Annotated in this window: 14 protein-coding genes; 12 read left to right on the plus strand and 2 right to left on the minus strand. The window is 59.9% G+C overall.

Annotation, left to right across the window (positions count from 1 at the left end; translation table 11 throughout):
* Positions 1–11 precede the first annotated feature (11 nt).
* Entirely contained in the window at positions 12–1679 is a 1668-nt protein-coding gene (locus M5J09_RS10305) for a formate--tetrahydrofolate ligase (protein ID WP_257157785.1), read from the plus strand.
* A 55-nt stretch (positions 1680–1734) separates the two neighbouring features.
* On the opposite strand, the gene M5J09_RS10310 is transcribed toward M5J09_RS10305, so the two are convergent.
* Positions 1735–2529, minus strand: a complete 795-nt coding sequence (locus tag M5J09_RS10310) for a RecB family exonuclease (protein WP_257157786.1) — start codon at positions 2527–2529, stop codon at positions 1735–1737.
* A 90-nt stretch (positions 2530–2619) separates the two neighbouring features.
* Between M5J09_RS10310 and M5J09_RS10315 the strand changes: the two genes are divergently transcribed.
* From M5J09_RS10315 to M5J09_RS10365, 11 genes are all read left to right on the plus strand, one after another.
* The gene (locus M5J09_RS10315; protein ID WP_257157787.1) at positions 2620–3900 is read left to right on the plus strand and encodes a M18 family aminopeptidase; all 1281 of its coding nucleotides are present in this window, start codon (positions 2620–2622) and stop codon (positions 3898–3900) included.
* Positions 3901–3937: 37 nt separating this feature from the next.
* Positions 3938–4774 carry a tRNA (adenine-N1)-methyltransferase gene (locus M5J09_RS10320; RefSeq protein ID WP_257157788.1) on the plus strand — a complete coding sequence of 279 codons (837 nt, stop codon included), beginning with the start codon at positions 3938–3940 and terminating at the stop codon, positions 4772–4774.
* 37 nt (positions 4775–4811) lie between these two features.
* Positions 4812–6368, plus strand: a complete 1557-nt coding sequence (gene arc, locus M5J09_RS10325; protein ID WP_257157789.1) for a proteasome ATPase — start codon at positions 4812–4814, stop codon at positions 6366–6368.
* 11 nt (positions 6369–6379) lie between these two features.
* Entirely contained in the window at positions 6380–7924 is a 1545-nt protein-coding gene (gene dop, locus M5J09_RS10330) for a depupylase/deamidase Dop (RefSeq protein WP_257157790.1), read from the plus strand.
* Between the two features lie 81 nt (positions 7925–8005).
* Complete coding sequence (locus M5J09_RS10335) at positions 8006–8197, plus strand: ubiquitin-like protein Pup (protein WP_257157791.1); 192 nt, start codon at positions 8006–8008, stop codon at positions 8195–8197.
* Between the two features lie 47 nt (positions 8198–8244).
* A complete protein-coding gene (gene pafA, locus M5J09_RS10340; protein WP_257157838.1) occupies positions 8245–9627 on the plus strand; it encodes a Pup--protein ligase in 1383 nt (460 codons plus the stop codon).
* A 19-nt stretch (positions 9628–9646) separates the two neighbouring features.
* Positions 9647–10645, plus strand: a complete 999-nt coding sequence (locus M5J09_RS10345; protein ID WP_257157792.1) for a YafY family protein — start codon at positions 9647–9649, stop codon at positions 10643–10645.
* Positions 10638–11618: a YafY family protein gene (locus tag M5J09_RS10350; protein WP_257157793.1), complete on the plus strand. Its 981-nt coding sequence runs from the start codon at positions 10638–10640 to the stop codon at positions 11616–11618. Before M5J09_RS10345 ends, M5J09_RS10350 begins: the two co-directional genes overlap by 8 nt.
* Before the next feature lie 81 nt (positions 11619–11699).
* Positions 11700–11963 carry a Sec-independent protein translocase subunit TatA gene (gene tatA, locus M5J09_RS10355; RefSeq protein WP_042530855.1) on the plus strand — a complete coding sequence of 88 codons (264 nt, stop codon included), beginning with the start codon at positions 11700–11702 and terminating at the stop codon, positions 11961–11963.
* Between the two features lie 145 nt (positions 11964–12108).
* Positions 12109–13092 (plus strand): twin-arginine translocase subunit TatC, encoded by a 984-nt coding sequence (gene tatC, locus M5J09_RS10360; protein WP_257157794.1) that lies wholly within the window; start codon positions 12109–12111, stop codon positions 13090–13092.
* Positions 13093–13199: 107 nt separating this feature from the next.
* Positions 13200–16037 carry an RNA helicase gene (locus tag M5J09_RS10365; RefSeq protein WP_257157795.1) on the plus strand — a complete coding sequence of 946 codons (2838 nt, stop codon included), beginning with the start codon at positions 13200–13202 and terminating at the stop codon, positions 16035–16037.
* Between the two features lie 19 nt (positions 16038–16056).
* On the opposite strand, the gene M5J09_RS10370 is transcribed toward M5J09_RS10365, so the two are convergent.
* Positions 16057–16707 carry a hypothetical protein gene (locus M5J09_RS10370; protein ID WP_257157796.1) on the minus strand — a complete coding sequence of 217 codons (651 nt, stop codon included), beginning with the start codon at positions 16705–16707 and terminating at the stop codon, positions 16057–16059.
* Positions 16708–16737 lie beyond the last annotated feature (30 nt).

Below are 16737 nucleotides of genomic sequence, written 5' to 3' on the forward strand. Positions count from 1 at the left end.
AACTGGTCGATATGAGTACACAGCCTTCTGACGTTGACATTGCCCAGGCTCACGAGCTCGAGCCCATCACTGACATTGCAGCCCGCGCCGGCATTCCCGATTCCGCGCTTATCCCGTATGGCCGCACGAAGGCCAAGGTAGATATCACGCAGATCGGCGATTTCCCTGAGAAGGGCAAGGTCGTCCTCGTCACAGGTGTATCGCCCACGCCGGCAGGCGAAGGCAAGTCCACTGTCCTGATCGGCCTCACTGACGCCTTAGCAAAAATCGGCAAGAAGGCCGTCGTGGCGCTGCGCGAGCCCTCCCAGGGCCCAGTCATGGGCATCAAAGGTGGCGCTGCTGGCGGCGGGTACTCACAGGTTGTACCGATGGAGGACATCAACCTCCACTTCACGGGTGACTTTCACGCCATCGCGGCGGCCACCAACACCTTAGCCGCCATCATTGACAACCACATCCACCAGGGAAATGCACTGAACATCGATCCACGCCGCGTGACGTGGCAGCGCTGTATTGACGTCAACGACCGCGCGTTGCGCAACGTTGTCACGGGATTAGGCGGCCCGGCCCATGGAGTTCCTGCCGAGACTGGTTTTACGATTACTGCGGCCTCGGAAATCATGGCCATTCTTGGTCTTGCCACCGATCTGGCAGATCTGAAGAAGCGCCTTGGTGACATCACCGTCGGATACACCTACGACCAGAAGCCCGTGACCGCGCGTGAGCTGGGCGCAGAAGGTGCCCTTACCGCATTGATGCGCGATGCACTCAACCCGAATCTGGTGCAAACGCTTGCAGGCACGCCCGCCTTCGTTCATGGTGGCCCCTTCGCCAACATCGCGCATGGCTGCAACACACTGCTAGCTACCCACACCGCGATGCGCTTTGGTGACATCGTTCTTACTGAGGCAGGCTTTGGCGCTGACCTCGGCGGCGAGAAGTTCATGGACATCAAAGCTCGCTTTGGTGACCTTGACGTGGCCGGTGCAGTTGTGGTGGCCACCATCCGCTCACAGAAGTACAACGGTGGCCAGCCTCGTGAAGAACTCACCACGGAGAACCTCGATGCCCTGCAGAAGGGTGTGGTCAACCTTGAGCGTCACGTGGAAAACCTCCGCAGTTTTGGTCTCACGCCGGTGGTGGCCCTCAACCTCTTCAGCAGCGATACGGACGCCGAGCGTGAGTTCATGCGCCAGTGGGCACAGGACATGGGCGTAGCTCTTGAAGAGGCCGATGTCTGGTCCAAGGGCGGCGATGGCGCCATCGAGCTTGCAGAGTTGCTGTTGGAGAACCTTTCGGAGGGCAGCTCACGGCAGCTTTATGACCCCGCGGAGGGAATCGAAGCCTCCATTAAAACCATCGCAACGACGATCTATCGGGCTGAGCGCGTGGAATATTCCAGCAAGGCGCTAAAGGATCTCAAGTACATCAAGGACAACGGCTGGGAAGATTTCCCGGTGGTCATCTCAAAGACGCAGTACTCCTTCTCTGATGATCCGAGCCAACTTGGTGCCCCTGAAGGCCACACCCTCCATGTGCGCGAGCTTCAGCCACGCACGGGTGCCGGCTTCATCGTGGCGCTTACCGGTGATGTCATGACCATGCCAGGACTGCCCAAGAAGCCAGCGGCTAACAACATCGACGTCGATGCCGAGGGCTCGATTTCTGGCCTGTTCTAGAACTGTCCTCTAGGTCGTTGTGTCCACTAGGCCGGTGTGCGATGAGCGCAGCGTCCTAGCCCGGCCAGCCGGGATACTCGGGTGGCGTGCCGCCGAAGGCAGGGCAGAGGTCCTGAAACGAGCACCAACCGCAGAGTTTCGATGTTTTGGGGCGAAAATCACCCGATTTACCGTCGCCTTCGATTTTCGCCCACAGCTCGCCTAAGTCGCGCTCGAAATATTCCAGTTCCTCGGGCCCCGGCGTGAGGAACATGGAGTCCAATACCTTGAGGTACATCAGACGCAGCTGCGTCGGGATGGTGTTAAAGAGGCGCCAGTACACAAGGGCATAGAAGCGCATCTGGAATTGTGCGTCGTGGGAATAGCGGGGGATAGGCTTCTTGCCAGTCTTATAGTCCACCACGCGAACCTCACCGGTGGGTGCCACATCCACGCGGTCGATGAAGCCGCGAACCGGAACTCCGTTGGGGAGGACGGTGTCGACGTACATCTCGCACTCATGGGCATCGAAGCCTTGCGGGTTCTCCATCTGGAAATAGCCCTTGACCAGCTCGCGCGCCTCCACGAAGAAGTCCAGCTCTTCCTCTTCCGGGACGAGCTCGCGCAGGTCAGGCGACTCTTTCAGCATGGAAGCCCACTCCGGCTTAATCATCTTGACTGCCACCGGATAATCGCGTTCCTCACGAGGCAAGTTGTGCATGTTTTCCAGCACCGCGTGAACCAGTGTTCCCTTAACCTGTGCCTTCGTCTTCGGCTCAGGCAGCTTGTCTATCGCTCGAAAGCGATAGAGCAGGGGGCACTGGTTGTAGTCGGAGGCGCGGGAAGGAGAAAGTGCTATTCGCTGTGGCATAATGCTCCTCAGCCTAGCGCATGCCGATATCAGCACTGCGATACACAATGCAGCAGACGCGCGTCTCCTCGGCATGGCAAGCTTGAAGGTATGACTACTAGGAAAACGACGGAAGATTTTCTCGACTTCATTGCTGCCAGCCCCTCCTCTTATCACGCTGCGGAGGAAGTAGCGCGCCTACTAACGGAGGCTGGTTTTAGCCGCCAAGAGGAGACTGATGAGTGGTCGGCAGCGCCAGGTGGGCACGTGATGGTGCGCGGCGGAGCCGTCATGGCTTGGTACGTTCCGGAGGGCGCTGGCCCGGACTCGGGTTTCCGGATCATCGGTTCCCATACCGATTCCCCGGGCTTGGCCCTGAAACCTACCCCGGATTTCGATTCCGCCGGCTGGCAGCAGGTTGCTGTGGAAGTCTATGGCGGCGTGCTTCTTCACAGTTGGTTTGACCGCGAGCTGACCGTGGGCGGGCAGGTCATGACGAAGGACGGCACTCGCCACCTCGTCAATACGGGGCCGTTGTTGCGCCTGCCTTCCCTGGCAATCCACCTTTACCGCAAGGATGAGTTCAAGCCTGACCGTCAGCGCCACATGCAGCCGGTGCTGTCCGTAGGGACTCCGGAGACGTCGGTTCTCGGGGTCGTCGGCAAGCAGCTCGGCATTTGCCCAGAAGACATCGCTTCCTTCAATCTCATTACTGCCGACGCCCAGCGCGGAGCGGTGTTTGGCGCCGGAGAGAAGCTCATCGCTGCTGGCAGAATGGATAACCTGTCCTCCGTCCATGCGTCGCTGCGGGCGCTGATATCGGCTGCTGAGCAGGCCAGCGTGGCTGATAATTCGAGCCACAACGACATCCTCGTCATGGCCGCTTTTGACCACGAGGAGGTCGGCTCCTCGTCACGTTACGGTGCTGGAGGGCCCATCCTGGGGGATGTGCTTACTCGCACCGCACGGGCACTGGGCGCCACTGAGGAGCAGCGTTTTCAGATGTTCGCTCGCTCCAGCTGCGTCTCCGCAGATGCCGCGCACTCGGTGCATCCCAACTACGCGGAGAAGCACGATCCCACTCATCACCCCATCATTGGCCAGGGGCCGGTGACCAAGATTAATGGCAACCAGCGCTATGCCTCTGATGCCCAGACTGTGTCGCTGTGGGAGGACGCGTGCCGCCGCGCTGACGTGCCTTTCCAGCGTTTTGTGGGCAACAATGACGTACCATGCGGTTCCACCATTGGGCCCATCTCTGCTACCCGTCTGGGTATCCCGACGGTCGATGTCGGAGTCCCGATGCTGTCCATGCACTCAGCACGTGAGCTGGTAGGTGAGCGTGACCAACTATGGCTCGGCCAGGCTCTTGAGGCATACTTGGTGGGTTAACCCCGTACCCCGCACTCTGTGAAAGGCCCTTGACGCTATGGCTTATTCTGGCCCCTTCAGCTACGGCGACCGCGTGCAGCTTACTGATGCTAAGCGCCGTCACTACACCATCATCCTCGAGGAGGGAGGCCAGTTTCATTCGCACAAGGGCATCATCAACCACGATGACATCGTGGGACTCGATGAAGGCTCGGTGATTGACTCCACCCTGGGCAGCTCCTTCCTGCTTTTCCGTCATCTCATGGTGGACCACGTGCTGTCCATGCCACGCGGTGCGGCAGTTATCTACCCCAAGGATTCCGCACAGATTTTGGTCGAGGGCGATATTTTCATGGGCGCCCGAGTGCTGGAAGCAGGCGCAGGTTCGGGCGCGCTGTCCATGACGCTCCTGCGCGCCGTGGGCCCCCAAGGCCACGTGTACTCCTATGAGGTCCGCGATGACCATTTGGAGTATGCCGTGGACAACGTCACGGAGTACTTCGGCGAGCAGCCAGAGTGGTGGAGCCCGCGCCTGGGAGATCTGGCTGATGTCAGCGTCGAGGATCTCGGGGGCCCGGTCGACCGTGTCATCCTAGACATGCTTGAACCTTGGGAGCATCTGGAAAAGGTGCGTGACGTCCTCATTCCAGGCGGTGTGTTCATGACCTACGTTGCCACCGTTCCGCAGCTGATGAAGGTCATGGAAGGCATTCGTGAGCTCAAATGCTTCACGGAGCCGAAGGCTTGGGAGTCCCTCGTGCGTGAGTGGAAGGTCGAGGGCCTGGCTACCCGTCCAGAGCACCGAATGAATGCCCACACCGCATTCCTCATTTGGACGCGCCGGCTTGCCGACGGCGTCACGCCGCCCCGCCCGCAGCGCCGCGCACGAAAGTAGGGGATAAGGCCCCCACCCGCGCGCTAGGGTGGATTCTATGAACGATGCCACCCACTCCTCCGAGCACACTCAGTTGCGCCGCCAGATAGACCAGCTTTCTGAACGCAACACCAAGCTCGCCGCTTTGTTGAAGGACGCGCGCGTCAAGCTTCAGCAGTTACTCGCAGAGGTTGATGCACTTGCAGAACCCGCGTCCACATACGGTGTTTTCTTGGGTTATTCCGGCCGCCCTCACGATTCGCGCCGCGATGCCGAGGTTTATACCAATGGGCGCGTCATGCGGGTGAAGATTTCTCCTAACCTCGAACCAGGCTCGCTCAAGGTGGGGCAGCAGGTGCGCCTCGGTGAAGGTTTCGTCGTCGTCGAGGCCTGTGCGCCCGTTAGCACTGGCTCGCTGGGAACACTTCAAGAACGCATTGGCACTGACCGAGCGGTGGTGACCAATTCCGCGGGCGAGGAGCAGGTGATCCTGTTAGCTGCAGACTTGCGTGATACCGTCCGTGCCGGGGACACACTGCTCATCGAGCCGAAGTCAGCCGTGGCTTCGGAGCGTGTCCACAAGACAGAAGTGGCGCAGCTGACGTTGGAGGAAGTTCCCGATGTTTCTTACGAGGACATTGGCGGCCTTGATGAGCAGATATCCCAAATCCGCGACTCCGTGGAGCTACCCTTCCTGCACCCGGATCTGTACCGTCAGTTCGATCTTCAGCCACCCAAGGGCGTGTTGCTCTATGGCCCTCCAGGCTGCGGAAAGACTCTGATTGCCAAGGCCGTGGCTCATTCGCTGTCTGCCTCCCTGGGCGCCACTGCGCCCAGCTATTTTCTCAACGTTAAGGGCCCAGAGCTACTCAATAAGTTCGTGGGCGAAACGGAGCGACGTATCCGCCTCATCTTCGAGCGAGCGCGCGAGCTGGCCTCCGAGCAGACCGCGGACGGGAGCCAGCGTCCAGTCATTATTTTCTTCGACGAGATGGAGTCCATCTTTCGCACCCGCGGTTCCGGTGTGTCCTCCGACATGGAAACCACCGTGGTTCCGCAGCTTCTCACGGAGCTGGACGGCGTAGAAAAGCTCAACAACGTTATCGTCATCGGTGCTACCAACCGTGAAGAACTTATTGATCCGGCCATCATGCGTCCGGGTCGTCTCGACATCAAAATCCGTGTCAACCGTCCAACCAAACAGGGAGCGCGAGAAATCTTTGCCCGTCACTTCCCAGACTCGGTGCCGCACCAAGGCGAGCTTGACGCGCTCATCGATGACGCGGTGGAGGACCTGTACGCTGACCGGCCCTTCGTCAAGTTGCGCTTCGCCAACGCGGAGCCGCGCGTACTGCATTACCGGGACTTTGTGTCCGGTGCGATGATTGCCAATATCGTGTCCCGCGCAAAGAAGCTGGCTATCAAGGAAGCCTTGACAGCAGCCGACGGCTCGGTATCAGGTATTACCGCAGCGCACCTTCATGAGGCTATTGCCGCCGAGCAAGCAGAATCAGAGTACGTACCCACTTCCGCGAACCCGGAGGAGTGGGCCAAGATCGTCGCCGGAACCTCTGTGGGGGCACATGTCACCGGTGTTGAGTTGATGGGAGCGTAGACATGGGAAGAATGAAACGCGTACTTGGTACTGAGACCGAATACGGCATCTCGACGCCATCGAATCCCGCCTTGTCACCCATCGTGTCCTCTACGCATGCCGTCGTAGCCTATGCTGCGCTGCACACGGGAGCGCGCTCCCGGTGGGATTTCCGTGAAGAACATCCCTTGCGTGACAGCCGCGGTTTCGATCTCAAGCGCTATCACACCGTGCCTGTCGTAGATCCGAACGCCATCGGTGTTGCCAACGTGGTCACCGCCAATGGCGCGCGCTTTTACGTCGATCATGCGCACCCCGAGTACTCCTCACCAGAATGCACCACGGCCTGGGAAGGAATGCTGTATGATGCCGCGGGGGATCTCATCCTACGCCGAGCGGCGGAGGCCGTCACTAAGCTCACCGCACAAGGTACGTCCGTGTTGGCCAACCACGATCCGTGTCCGCCTCTGAAGTTCTACAAGAACAATGTCGATGGCAAAGGCGCTTCTTACGGTAGCCACGAGAACTATCAATACTCCCGCGACACCAATTTTGAGGACATCGCGCAGGGACTCATTCCTTTCTTCGTGACCCGCCAGGTGGTCACGGGTGCCGGCCGCATGGGTCTCGGTGCTGACGGCGAAGAGGCAGGGTTTCAGATCTCGCAGCGCGCAGACTACATCGAAACCGAGATTTCCCTGGAAACTACTCTCAACCGCGGCATCATTAATACCCGCGATGAACCGCATGCGGTGGCTGAGGACTACGGACGTCTGCACGTCATCATCGGGGACGCCACCATGTCCCACACCTCGACGTTGCTCAAACTCGGCATGACCGCTCTAGTTCTGGATGCTATCGAGGACGGCGTGGACTTTAGCGATCTGCGCTTGGCGGAACCGGTGGCAGAGGTCCAGCGCGTTAGCCGCGATCTCACCTTGACCCACGAGCTGCAGCTTGTCGACGGCCGCCGCCTCACCGCCCTCGATATCCTCGCTGCCTATCGCGAACGCGTCACTGCTACTTCTCCTGCAGAGGAAAAAGTTCTTGACGCCTGGGATGAGGTGGTGGAATTGCTTGCCGAGGATCCACTCAAAGCCGCTCATCTGTTGGATTGGGTGGCCAAGTATCGGCTCATCAAGGGCTATGTGGACCGTGGTCTCGCAGCTGATGATCCCAAGCTCGCTCTCATTGATCTCCAGTACACAGACATCGATCCGGCAAAGTCTCTGCATCATGCATTGGTGCGCAAGGGCCAAATGCGCACGCTTGTCAGCGACGATGAGCTCACCCGTGCGGCCGATAACCCGCCGAACGATACCCGCGCCTATCTTCGCGGACGTGCCACCCAAAAGTTTGGTGACGATGTCCTCGCCGCTTCCTGGCAATCGCTGACATTCCGCATAGGACCGGAGGACGGCGCTCAATCCGGTGCCGCCTCTGTGGCGCTGGATGAGACGACGAAGCTGGGGGAGGGCGACGTCGGCGCTGTGCTCGATTCCTCAGCAACCGCCGCGGAGTTCATTGACGGACTCCGCCAGCTGGGCGTCACCATCGAGTACCCTACGTTGTATTAAGCACGGTATGAAGCACGAATGGCTTCTCGCCTCAGCTTTAGCTCTTCACCACGCTTGTAGCTCATGAAAGGAGCATTCACCATGAGTGGAAACCAGTCCCAGGTCAACGCCGGCGGCGGCGGCAACTCGAACGATAATGCCGAGGAGTTCGACGCCGGGCAGGTCAGCATCAACAGCGCAGGCACCGACGATCTTCTCGATGAGATTGATGGCCTTCTAGAGTCCAATGCCGAGGAATTTGTGCGTTCCTACGTGCAAAAGGGTGGCGAATAGGGGTGGATCAGTTCTCCGGTAACGCCCCCGTCTACGCGCGGCGCATCATGGGCATCGAAACCGAGTACGGCATCACGGCTTCCACGGCTGCTGGACAACGTGCGATGTCCCCAGATGAAATCGCCCGCCTCCTCTTTCGTCCCGTGGTTGCGAAGTATTCATCCTCAAATATCTTCGCTGCCAACGCCTCCCGCCTGTACCTCGATGTGGGATCCCACCCGGAGATTGCTACTGCCGAGTGTGACAGCCTGAGCCAGCTCATTGCCTATGAACGTGCCGGTGACCGCATGGTGGACAGCATGGCGCGGCAGGCCGAGGACACTCTGGCCGCCGAGGGTGAGGAGCGCGCGGTGTACCTGTTTAAAAACAACGTGGACTCCGCCGGTAACTCCTATGGCTGCCACGAGAACTACCTCATCAGCCGCCACGTCGTGCTTAAGGACCTCGGCCAGGCTCTGCTGCCCTTCATGATTACTCGCCAGCTCATTTGTGGTGCGGGCATGATTCAGAAGTCTGCAGGTGATGAACCGGCTCGCTTTGTGCTCTCCCAACGCGCCGACCAGGTATGGGAGGGTGTATCTTCGGCAACAACCCGCTCGCGCCCCATCATTAATACCCGGGATGAACCGCATGGAGATTCCAAGCGTTTCCGCCGAATGCACGTCATCGTGGGTGACTCCTCCATGGCTGAGCCCACCGTGGCGCTCAAGGTTGGTTCCACATTGCTCATGCTCGAGATGCTTGAGGCAGGCTTTGACGTTCCTCACTGTGCTGTGCAGCACCCGATTCACCACATTCGTGACATTGCGCTCGATCCCACGGGCAGTACGCGGCTGCCGCTCGCCGATGGTTCTACTGCCACTGCGCTCGAGGTGCAGCAAGCTCTCTGCGCAGCAGCGCAGCGCTGGCTTGATTACCGCGAGGATGCCGGCACGCCTACCGCGGAAATGGCGCGCGTCGTAGACCTCTGGCAGCGCATGCTCACGGCAATCGAGTCCCAAGACTTCTCTGGAGTGGACCGCGAAATTGATTGGGTTATCAAGCGCAGCCTGCTTGAACGCTACCGCGCGCGCCTGGGAGGGGAGTGGGCCCACCCCAAATTGGCACAAATCGATCTGACCTACCACGATATCCGTCCCGGCCGGGGGCTTTTCAGCGTGTTGGAACAGCGTGGGATGGTGAAACGCTGGATTGATGACGCGACCATCGAGGCTGCCGTTGATAACCCACCACAGACAACCCGTGCCAAACTGCGCGGGGAGTTCCTTGCAGCTGCCCGCCAACTTGATGCCGCTGTGACGGTGGATTGGACGCGGATGAAGGTCAACCGGCCAGAACCTATGACGGAGGAGTTCTCCGATCCCTTCGTATCCGAGGATCAGCGTTTGGACGGGTTGTTAGACTATATGCGTTCACACCACGGCGTTTAGCACGAAGGAGCCTGCCACCATGGCGTCAGCTGACCGCACCGCACACCGGGCTCCGGCCTGGGACACAGCCGTTGAAAGGCTCACCAACCTCACTTTCGCTCTTCATGGAGCCGCCCACCAAGGCGGTGTCCCTGACCGCAGCGCTGCATGGATCCGAACTCACGTTGAGGGTTATCAGAGGAAGAGCGATGAAGCCTTTAGCAAGCAGCTGTCCCGCGACATCGTAACTCTGCAGCGTGCGGGTGTTCCCGTCGTTCACACCAGTGGGCCAGAAGGTCCGCTCTACCGGCTTAACCCTGAGGATTACCAGCTACCACCTGTGGATTTCACCCCCGAAGAAGCCATGGTTCTGGGTGTTGCCGGGGGCATTGGCACGCCCGGTGGGTTGAGCGATTTCAGTCTTTCGGCATGGACCAAGATCGCAGCTTCAGGTGCGTCGCGCGATCTTTCTGGGGCTCCGGTGTATACCGCAGTCAATGACATGACAAAACTCAGTCCGGAGCTGGTGAAGGCAATTATCACCGCGGTACGGGCCGGAGTGCGCATCTCCTTTGATTATTACCCTACGCCGGCCTCCGAACCTATACGCCGCCTCATGGACCCGTGGGGGTTGGTCAACCACCGTGACCGTGTTTACCTCGTTGGCTGGGATGCTGACCGTGAAGCACCACGCACGTTCCGCGCCACGCGCATCGACAACGTTCGCCGTTCCCGCCAGGAAGCCACGCATCTGGAGCCAAGTGCACCACTACAAGACCTCGTTATCGCCGCACTGGATCGGGGTGAAACCATCAGTGCCGTTCTCAACGTGCCGGAAGGCCAAGCAGCCGAGCTCGTCGAGGCGGGAAACCGCCGCAACGATGGCCTGCTCGAGCTCACAGACGTTCAGCGCGATTGGCTGGTTCGTACTGCCGCTGGCTACGCGCCCGATGTCATCGTGCTTGAGCCTGAGGAGATCCGCGTCGACATTCTTAGCCTTCTGCGCGGTGGCAGCACTGAGGAGGGGCCCCATGACTGATCACTCACGTAAGCTGCAGGCGCTCGTTCGCTCGCTCAATCTCATTCCGTATCTGCGCAACCACCCGGATCTCACCCCGATGGAAGCGGCAGAGGATCTCGGCATGACCCCAGCGGAGCTGAAAGATGCCGTGGATAGACTTTTCTGCTCAGGCGTGGGGCGTAATACCGAAGAACTCATTGACTTAAGCTTCAGCTACCGCGATGGCATTGAGATCTACAACGACCAGGGCTTAACCCAGGCACTGCGCCTTACTCCGACGGAGGCCGGGGCGCTGTTGCTGACGCTTGAATCTCTAGAGGCAATGCCAGGGCTTGTCGACGTCTCCTCTGTCCATTCCGCCGCCGCCAAGCTGCGCGACATCATGGATGAGAAGACCGCTGCTATCTATGACTCTCTCGCCGCAACTGACCCGGAAGAATCCCAGGTCCAAGCGGCATTGGCAGGAGCTATAAACAACCACAAGCAGGTGCGCTTCACTTACTGGAGTATGTCCTCCAACCGCACACGCGAGCGTACTGTGCACCCCGCTCGTATCTTCATCGTGGACGGTGAACCTTACCTCGTGGCCTGGGATGAGTCCGCCGGTGGAGAAGCGACGGGAGAGCATCGCACCTTCCGTCTCGACCGTATGAAGGACGTGGAGGTGCTGGACGCACCGGCAACCCCGCACCTCCGCGAGCTAGACTTCAACCCTGATTCACCGTTTGGTCTAGATCACACTCTCACCGCTGAGCTCGAGATTCACCAAGAGTTCACCTGGCTAGCAGAGCACTATGACATCACCCTGGGTAAGGACCTTGGAAATGGCCTCATAGCTGCAACGATGCCGATTGGCTCTGAGGCGTGGTTCACCCGTTTTGCGCTCGGCCAAGGCGATAGGTTGCGGGTTACTGGCCCTGCAAAGCTCGTCCGCGCTATTTCGCAGCATAGAAATCGCGCCATCGAGCGTTATACTCAACTCCCAGATTAAGTGCTCTCCGCGTGCGCTCGTTGCGAGGTGTTCTCCACATCCGTAACACGCACCACCGACTATGAAAGAAGGGGCTTCCCCATGACTGTGGGACCTTTGGAAATCGGCCTTGTCGTCCTCGTAATCGTGCTGCTCTTCGGCGCTAAGAAGCTTCCGGAGCTCGCTCGTTCCGTGGGTCGTTCCATGCGCATCTTCAAGTCCGAGGTCAAAGAAATGAAGGACGAGAACAACACCGCTGACGGTCAAGGCCAGATCGCTGCCGCTAAGAAGAACGACGAGGACTTCTGGAACAGCCCGGAGATGCAGCCGCGCTCCACCAAGCCGGTAGACGGCACCCAGAACTAAGCACCATTCACGCCATCTTTCTGCCTGAGAGGGGAGGACGTGTGCCTTGAGCGATATGCGCACACCATCTGCTACAAGTAAACCCACGAGCAGGCAGAAGTGGACCTCAAAGCTACGGCGCAAGCCGAAAAACCCAACCGGGGAAATGACCTTAGTGCAGCACCTTCAGGAGCTGCGCAAGCGCATTGTTATCTCCTTGCTCGCCCTGATAGTGGGCACCATTCTTGGCTTTCTGTGGTACCAGCATTCACCCTTCGGATTATCACCGTTGGGCGAAATCCTGCGTGGCCCGTACTGCTCTTTGCCAGAAGAGCGCCGTATTTCCTTTAGCGCAGACGGTGAATGCCGTCTGCTTGCTACCAGTCCTTTTGAGATGCTTCTCCTGCGTCTGAAGGTTGGTGCTCTCGCCGGTGCGGTGCTTGCCTCCCCAGTGTGGCTCTATCAGATTTGGGCCTTTATCGTGCCCGGGCTGCACAAGAACGAGCGCCGCTTCACTTTCTTCTTTGTCTCCAGCGCCGTGGTTCTCTTTGTTCTCGGTGCCGTTCTGGCGTACTTCATCCTCTCGGTGGGACTGGAGTTCCTCATGGGGATGGGTGAGGAGTTCCAGACCGCAGCGCTCACCGGTGAGCGCTACTTCTACTTCCTGCTCACTCTGCTCATGATCTTTGGCGTGAGCTTCGAAATTCCGCTGCTCATTGTCTGCCTCAACCTTATCGGTGTGCTGGAGTACGAGCACGTCAAGGACAAGCGCCGCATCATCATTGTGGTCATCATGATCTTCGCAGCCGTGGTGACTCCAGGACAAGAACCTTTTTCCATGCTGGTGTTGGCCCTCGCGCTCGTCCTGTTGGTGGAGATTGCCTTCCAGTTCTGCCGAATCCACGATAATCGCGCTCAGCGTGAACGTCCTGCGTGGATGGACCTCGATGATGAAACGGCCTCGCCGTTGGGCGAGGGCCCCGGGGGCATTGGCACGCCGACTCCAGTCGAGGCCCCGACGAGTGTCTCTGCCTCCGCTGCACCAGTAAGTAGCCCATCTCCACGGACCACGGGGGCGTCGCCAAGCACCAGCACCGCTCCGCGCACCACGCAGCCGCCACAGGGCGGATTCTTCGATGACGTCCTTTAAGGACATACTCGTTAAAGCCGACCTGGCAAAGGCACTGACCGCGTTTCTCCTCGCGCAGCGGTCACCGACTGCGCCGCGGTAACGCTGGGCAGGTACCCTGGGTGCTTATGACATTGACGCATCTGGACGAGTTCACCCGCGCCCTGCCGTACTCCCTGGATGACTTCCAAATCGAGGGTTGCCAAGCCGTCGAGGACGGCCACGGCGTGCTGGTGTGCGCGCCTACTGGTGCTGGTAAAACCATCGTCGGCGAATTTGCGGTCTCCCTTGCGCTGAGCCAGGGCACCCGCTGTTTCTACACCACGCCGATTAAGGCACTGAGTAATCAGAAGTACCACGACCTCGTCGAAGCCCATGGTGAAGACGCCGTGGGCCTGTTGACAGGTGATGTCTCTATCAACTCTTCCGCAGACATCCTCGTGATGACCACTGAGGTGCTCCGCAACATGATTTACGCTGGCTCCGGTGCACTAGAGCGGCTTACCCACGTGGTCATGGATGAGATCCACTTCCTTGCGGACGCCTCGCGCGGTGCAGTCTGGGAGGAGGTAATCCTCAATCTTGATGAACACGTCTCCATCATTGGCCTCTCCGCCACCGTGTCGAACTCGGAGGAGTTTGGACGTTGGCTGAGCACCGTGCGCGGTGATACCACTGTCATCGTCAGCGAGAACCGCCCCGTTCCACTGGACCAGTGGATGATGGTGGGCCGCAAGATTTACCCGTTGTTCGAACCGAATTCTGGCGGTCAGGTCAACGCGGAGCTTGCCCGGCGCATCGAGCGCTTGGAGTCGGGGGAGCGCTCGGCTGGTAGCTCTTCTGACGCCTACGAGAATAAGCGAGCCAGCTTCCGCTCGCGGGCACGCCACAAGGGCGGGGGTCGTGGCAGGCACGGTGACCGCAACGGTGGCGGTCACGACAGGCGTAGTGGTGCACCCCGTGCACAGGACCGCTATCGCCCGCTCGGCCGCCCAGAAGTGCTCAAAGAGCTGCAGTCCATGAACATGCTGCCGGCAATTACCTTCATCTTCTCCCGTGCAGGGTGTGACGGGGCGCTCTACCAGTGCTTGCGCTCGCGCATGGTGCTCACCTCCCCGGAGGAAGCGACGGAGATCAAAGCCATCGTGGATAAAGGTGTGGAAGGCATCCCCGAGGAGGACCTCCAGGTTCTGGACTTCAAGCGCTGGCGTGAAGCTCTGTCGCGTGGGTTCGCTGCTCACCACGCAGGCATGCTTCCGGCATTTCGGCATATCGTTGAGGAGCTCTTTGTCAAGGGTCTCGTCCGAGCCGTGTTTGCCACTGAAACCCTTGCCCTCGGCATCAACATGCCTGCCCGCACCGTGGTGTTGGAGAAGCTCATCAAGTTCAACGGCGAAGCGCACGTTGACCTCACGCCAGGCCAATACACGCAGCTCACTGGTCGCGCCGGCCGCCGTGGCATCGATACGCAAGGCAACGCGGTGGTGCAGTGGGCGCCGGCCATGGACCCCCAGGCGGTGGCCGGCCTTGCCTCAACGCGTACCTACCCGCTGATTTCTACGTTTGAACCCGGCTACAACATGGCCATCAACCTGTTGGGGATGCTGGGATTCGAAGAATCCCTGCGCCTGTTGGAGAAGTCCTTTGCCCAGTTCCAGGCAGATGGCTCCGTGGTGGAGGAGACCCGTGAGATCGAGCGCGCTGAGCATCGCGTTCGCGAACTACGCGCACAGCTCGACGACGCGATTTCTCATTTAGCACCACCCACCACGGATGGTGAGGATGCCGCGGAGGTCCTTATGGACTACATGCGGCTGCGCCACGCCTTGAGCGATGAGGAAAAGGCAGCCCAAGCCAACAAGAAGAATGAGCGCCGTAAAGAAGTCGCCGCTGTTCTCGCGCGTCTCCAGGTCGGTGAGGTTATCGCCATCGCAACAAGGAAGCGCCCCACGTTAGCCGTCGTTATTACCCCTGCCAACCAATCTGCTGACCCCCGCCCATGGGTGACCACAGAATCGGGATGGTCCGGGCGTATCGACGCCGAGGGCATTGAGAATCCTCCCATCTCCGTCGGCCACATGAAACTGCCGCGCGCGGCGCAGAAGAATCCGCGCCGCCACACCAAGTACGTTCAGGATGCCTTCAAGCGGGACTTTTATAAGCGTCCGAAAAAGATGCGCACTGCGCCGCGGAATCGCCCCAACAGGAAGGTAGGGGAGTTGCGTGACGCCATCCGCCAACACCCGGTTCACCACTGGCCGGCAACTGATCGAGAGCAACTTGCTGGTGTAGCCCAGAAACTTGCCCGCCGCGAGCGCGACTTGGCCAAGCTCGAAGCCAAGGTAGAGCGTGCTACCGACACCCTCGGCCGCACCTTTGAGCGCATTGTTGATCTACTCTCTGAAATGGACTACGTGGAGTTTGAAGGCTTCGGCGAGGACCGTGAACCAGTGATCACTGATGAGGGCGAACGCCTTGCCAAGATCCATTCCGACTCGGATCTCCTCGTAGCGCAGTGCCTGAAGCGCGGTATCTGGAATGACTTGGATCCCGCGGAGCTGGCAGGTGTGGCATCGCTGTGTGTCTTTGAAAATCGAAAGGCCACACGCGGTGAACCCGGTGCAGCCACGGATCCCATGGCAGATGCCATGGAGGCCACCTGGCGTATCTACACCGAGCTCGTGGCGGATGAGAGGCGCCACAACCTTCCGCAGACGCGTGAGCCGGAACCTGCTTTCGCACTGGCCATCCATCAGTGGACCGCGGGCGCGCCGCTGGCCTACTGCATGGCCGCGGCCAACGAAGCTGGCGCCGAGCTCACCCCCGGTGACTTTGTGCGCTGGTGCCGCCAGGTAGTGGACCTGCTTCAGCAGGTGGCCAAAACCGGCTACGAAGAGGACATTCGCCGCAATGCCCGGCGCGCCATCGATGCTATCCAGCGCGGTGTCGTCGCCATCGGCGCCTAATCCCACCCCAAGGCTCAGTTCACGGCTTCTCGGGCCGGGTCTCATGTTCATCCGCCCCTGCAAGGAGCGCGGTCGCAGCAGCCACGAGTGCTGGGCGGTGTGTACCAACGAGTGCGAGCGTGGCAATGCGCAGGTTCTTCCCGAAGGGGTTGAGTATGAGCGCTTGGGTACCCACGACATCATCGCCCACCAGTGCCGGTCCGCCGGAATCACCTTTCACCGCGGGCACTGTGTTGAACACCATGCCGGCGGGGGAGACGGTCGTCCGAAAGTCAACGGACCATATGCGGAAGAAGGGCATGAGAAAGCGCCCTCGGCGTTGTTGGGCGCGCCGAGCCTTACCGCCGTAGCCCCACGTCAGAATCTCCTCGCGGAAGCCTGGGGTCCGTGTGTCCAGCCCCGGCACATCACGGGGAGGAGCTGGGCTGTCCAGCAAGCACAGGGCCATGTCTGTGCCATCAATGGTGCGCACGGCTGTGAGCCTGCGGTTGAATCCGCCGCTAACTTTGTAGTGGTCCCCTTCCTCAATCCCATCACGGAAAAAATGAGCGCAGGTGAGCACCAGCTGGGCGCGGAGCTGCGGGCGGGGTAGAAGGGAGGCGTCAACAAGCACACCCGAGCAGTAGCCCTGTCGGGTGCGGATCTTGACGGCAGCGGGATGAGGCTCCATGAACTCCAGCCTAACGAGGAGCCCGCGTAC

Source organism: Corynebacterium sp. BF-R-2 (assembly GCF_024586525.1).
GTDB classification, from domain to species: domain Bacteria; phylum Actinomycetota; class Actinomycetes; order Mycobacteriales; family Mycobacteriaceae; genus Corynebacterium; species Corynebacterium singulare.

Coding starts and splice junctions, on each gene's coding strand:
- tatA (WP_042530855.1), top strand. CDS start 11,700: ATGACTGTGGGACCTTTGGAAATCGGCCTTGTCGTCCTCGTAATCGTG.
- M5J09_RS10335 (WP_257157791.1), top strand. CDS start 8,006: ATGAGTGGAAACCAGTCCCAGGTCAACGCCGGCGGCGGCGGCAACTCG.
- M5J09_RS10320 (WP_257157788.1), top strand. CDS start 3,938: ATGGCTTATTCTGGCCCCTTCAGCTACGGCGACCGCGTGCAGCTTACT.
- M5J09_RS10310 (WP_257157786.1), bottom strand. CDS start 2,529: ATGCCACAGCGAATAGCACTTTCTCCTTCCCGCGCCTCCGACTACAAC.
- M5J09_RS10365 (WP_257157795.1), top strand. CDS start 13,200: ATGACATTGACGCATCTGGACGAGTTCACCCGCGCCCTGCCGTACTCC.
- arc (WP_257157789.1), top strand. CDS start 4,812: ATGAACGATGCCACCCACTCCTCCGAGCACACTCAGTTGCGCCGCCAG.
- tatC (WP_257157794.1), top strand. CDS start 12,109: ATGACCTTAGTGCAGCACCTTCAGGAGCTGCGCAAGCGCATTGTTATC.
- dop (WP_257157790.1), top strand. CDS start 6,380: ATGAAACGCGTACTTGGTACTGAGACCGAATACGGCATCTCGACGCCA.
- M5J09_RS10370 (WP_257157796.1), bottom strand. CDS start 16,707: ATGGAGCCTCATCCCGCTGCCGTCAAGATCCGCACCCGACAGGGCTAC.
- M5J09_RS10345 (WP_257157792.1), top strand. CDS start 9,647: ATGGCGTCAGCTGACCGCACCGCACACCGGGCTCCGGCCTGGGACACA.
- M5J09_RS10315 (WP_257157787.1), top strand. CDS start 2,620: ATGACTACTAGGAAAACGACGGAAGATTTTCTCGACTTCATTGCTGCC.
- M5J09_RS10350 (WP_257157793.1), top strand. CDS start 10,638: ATGACTGATCACTCACGTAAGCTGCAGGCGCTCGTTCGCTCGCTCAAT.
- pafA (WP_257157838.1), top strand. CDS start 8,245: ATGGGCATCGAAACCGAGTACGGCATCACGGCTTCCACGGCTGCTGGA.
- M5J09_RS10305 (WP_257157785.1), top strand. CDS start 12: ATGAGTACACAGCCTTCTGACGTTGACATTGCCCAGGCTCACGAGCTC.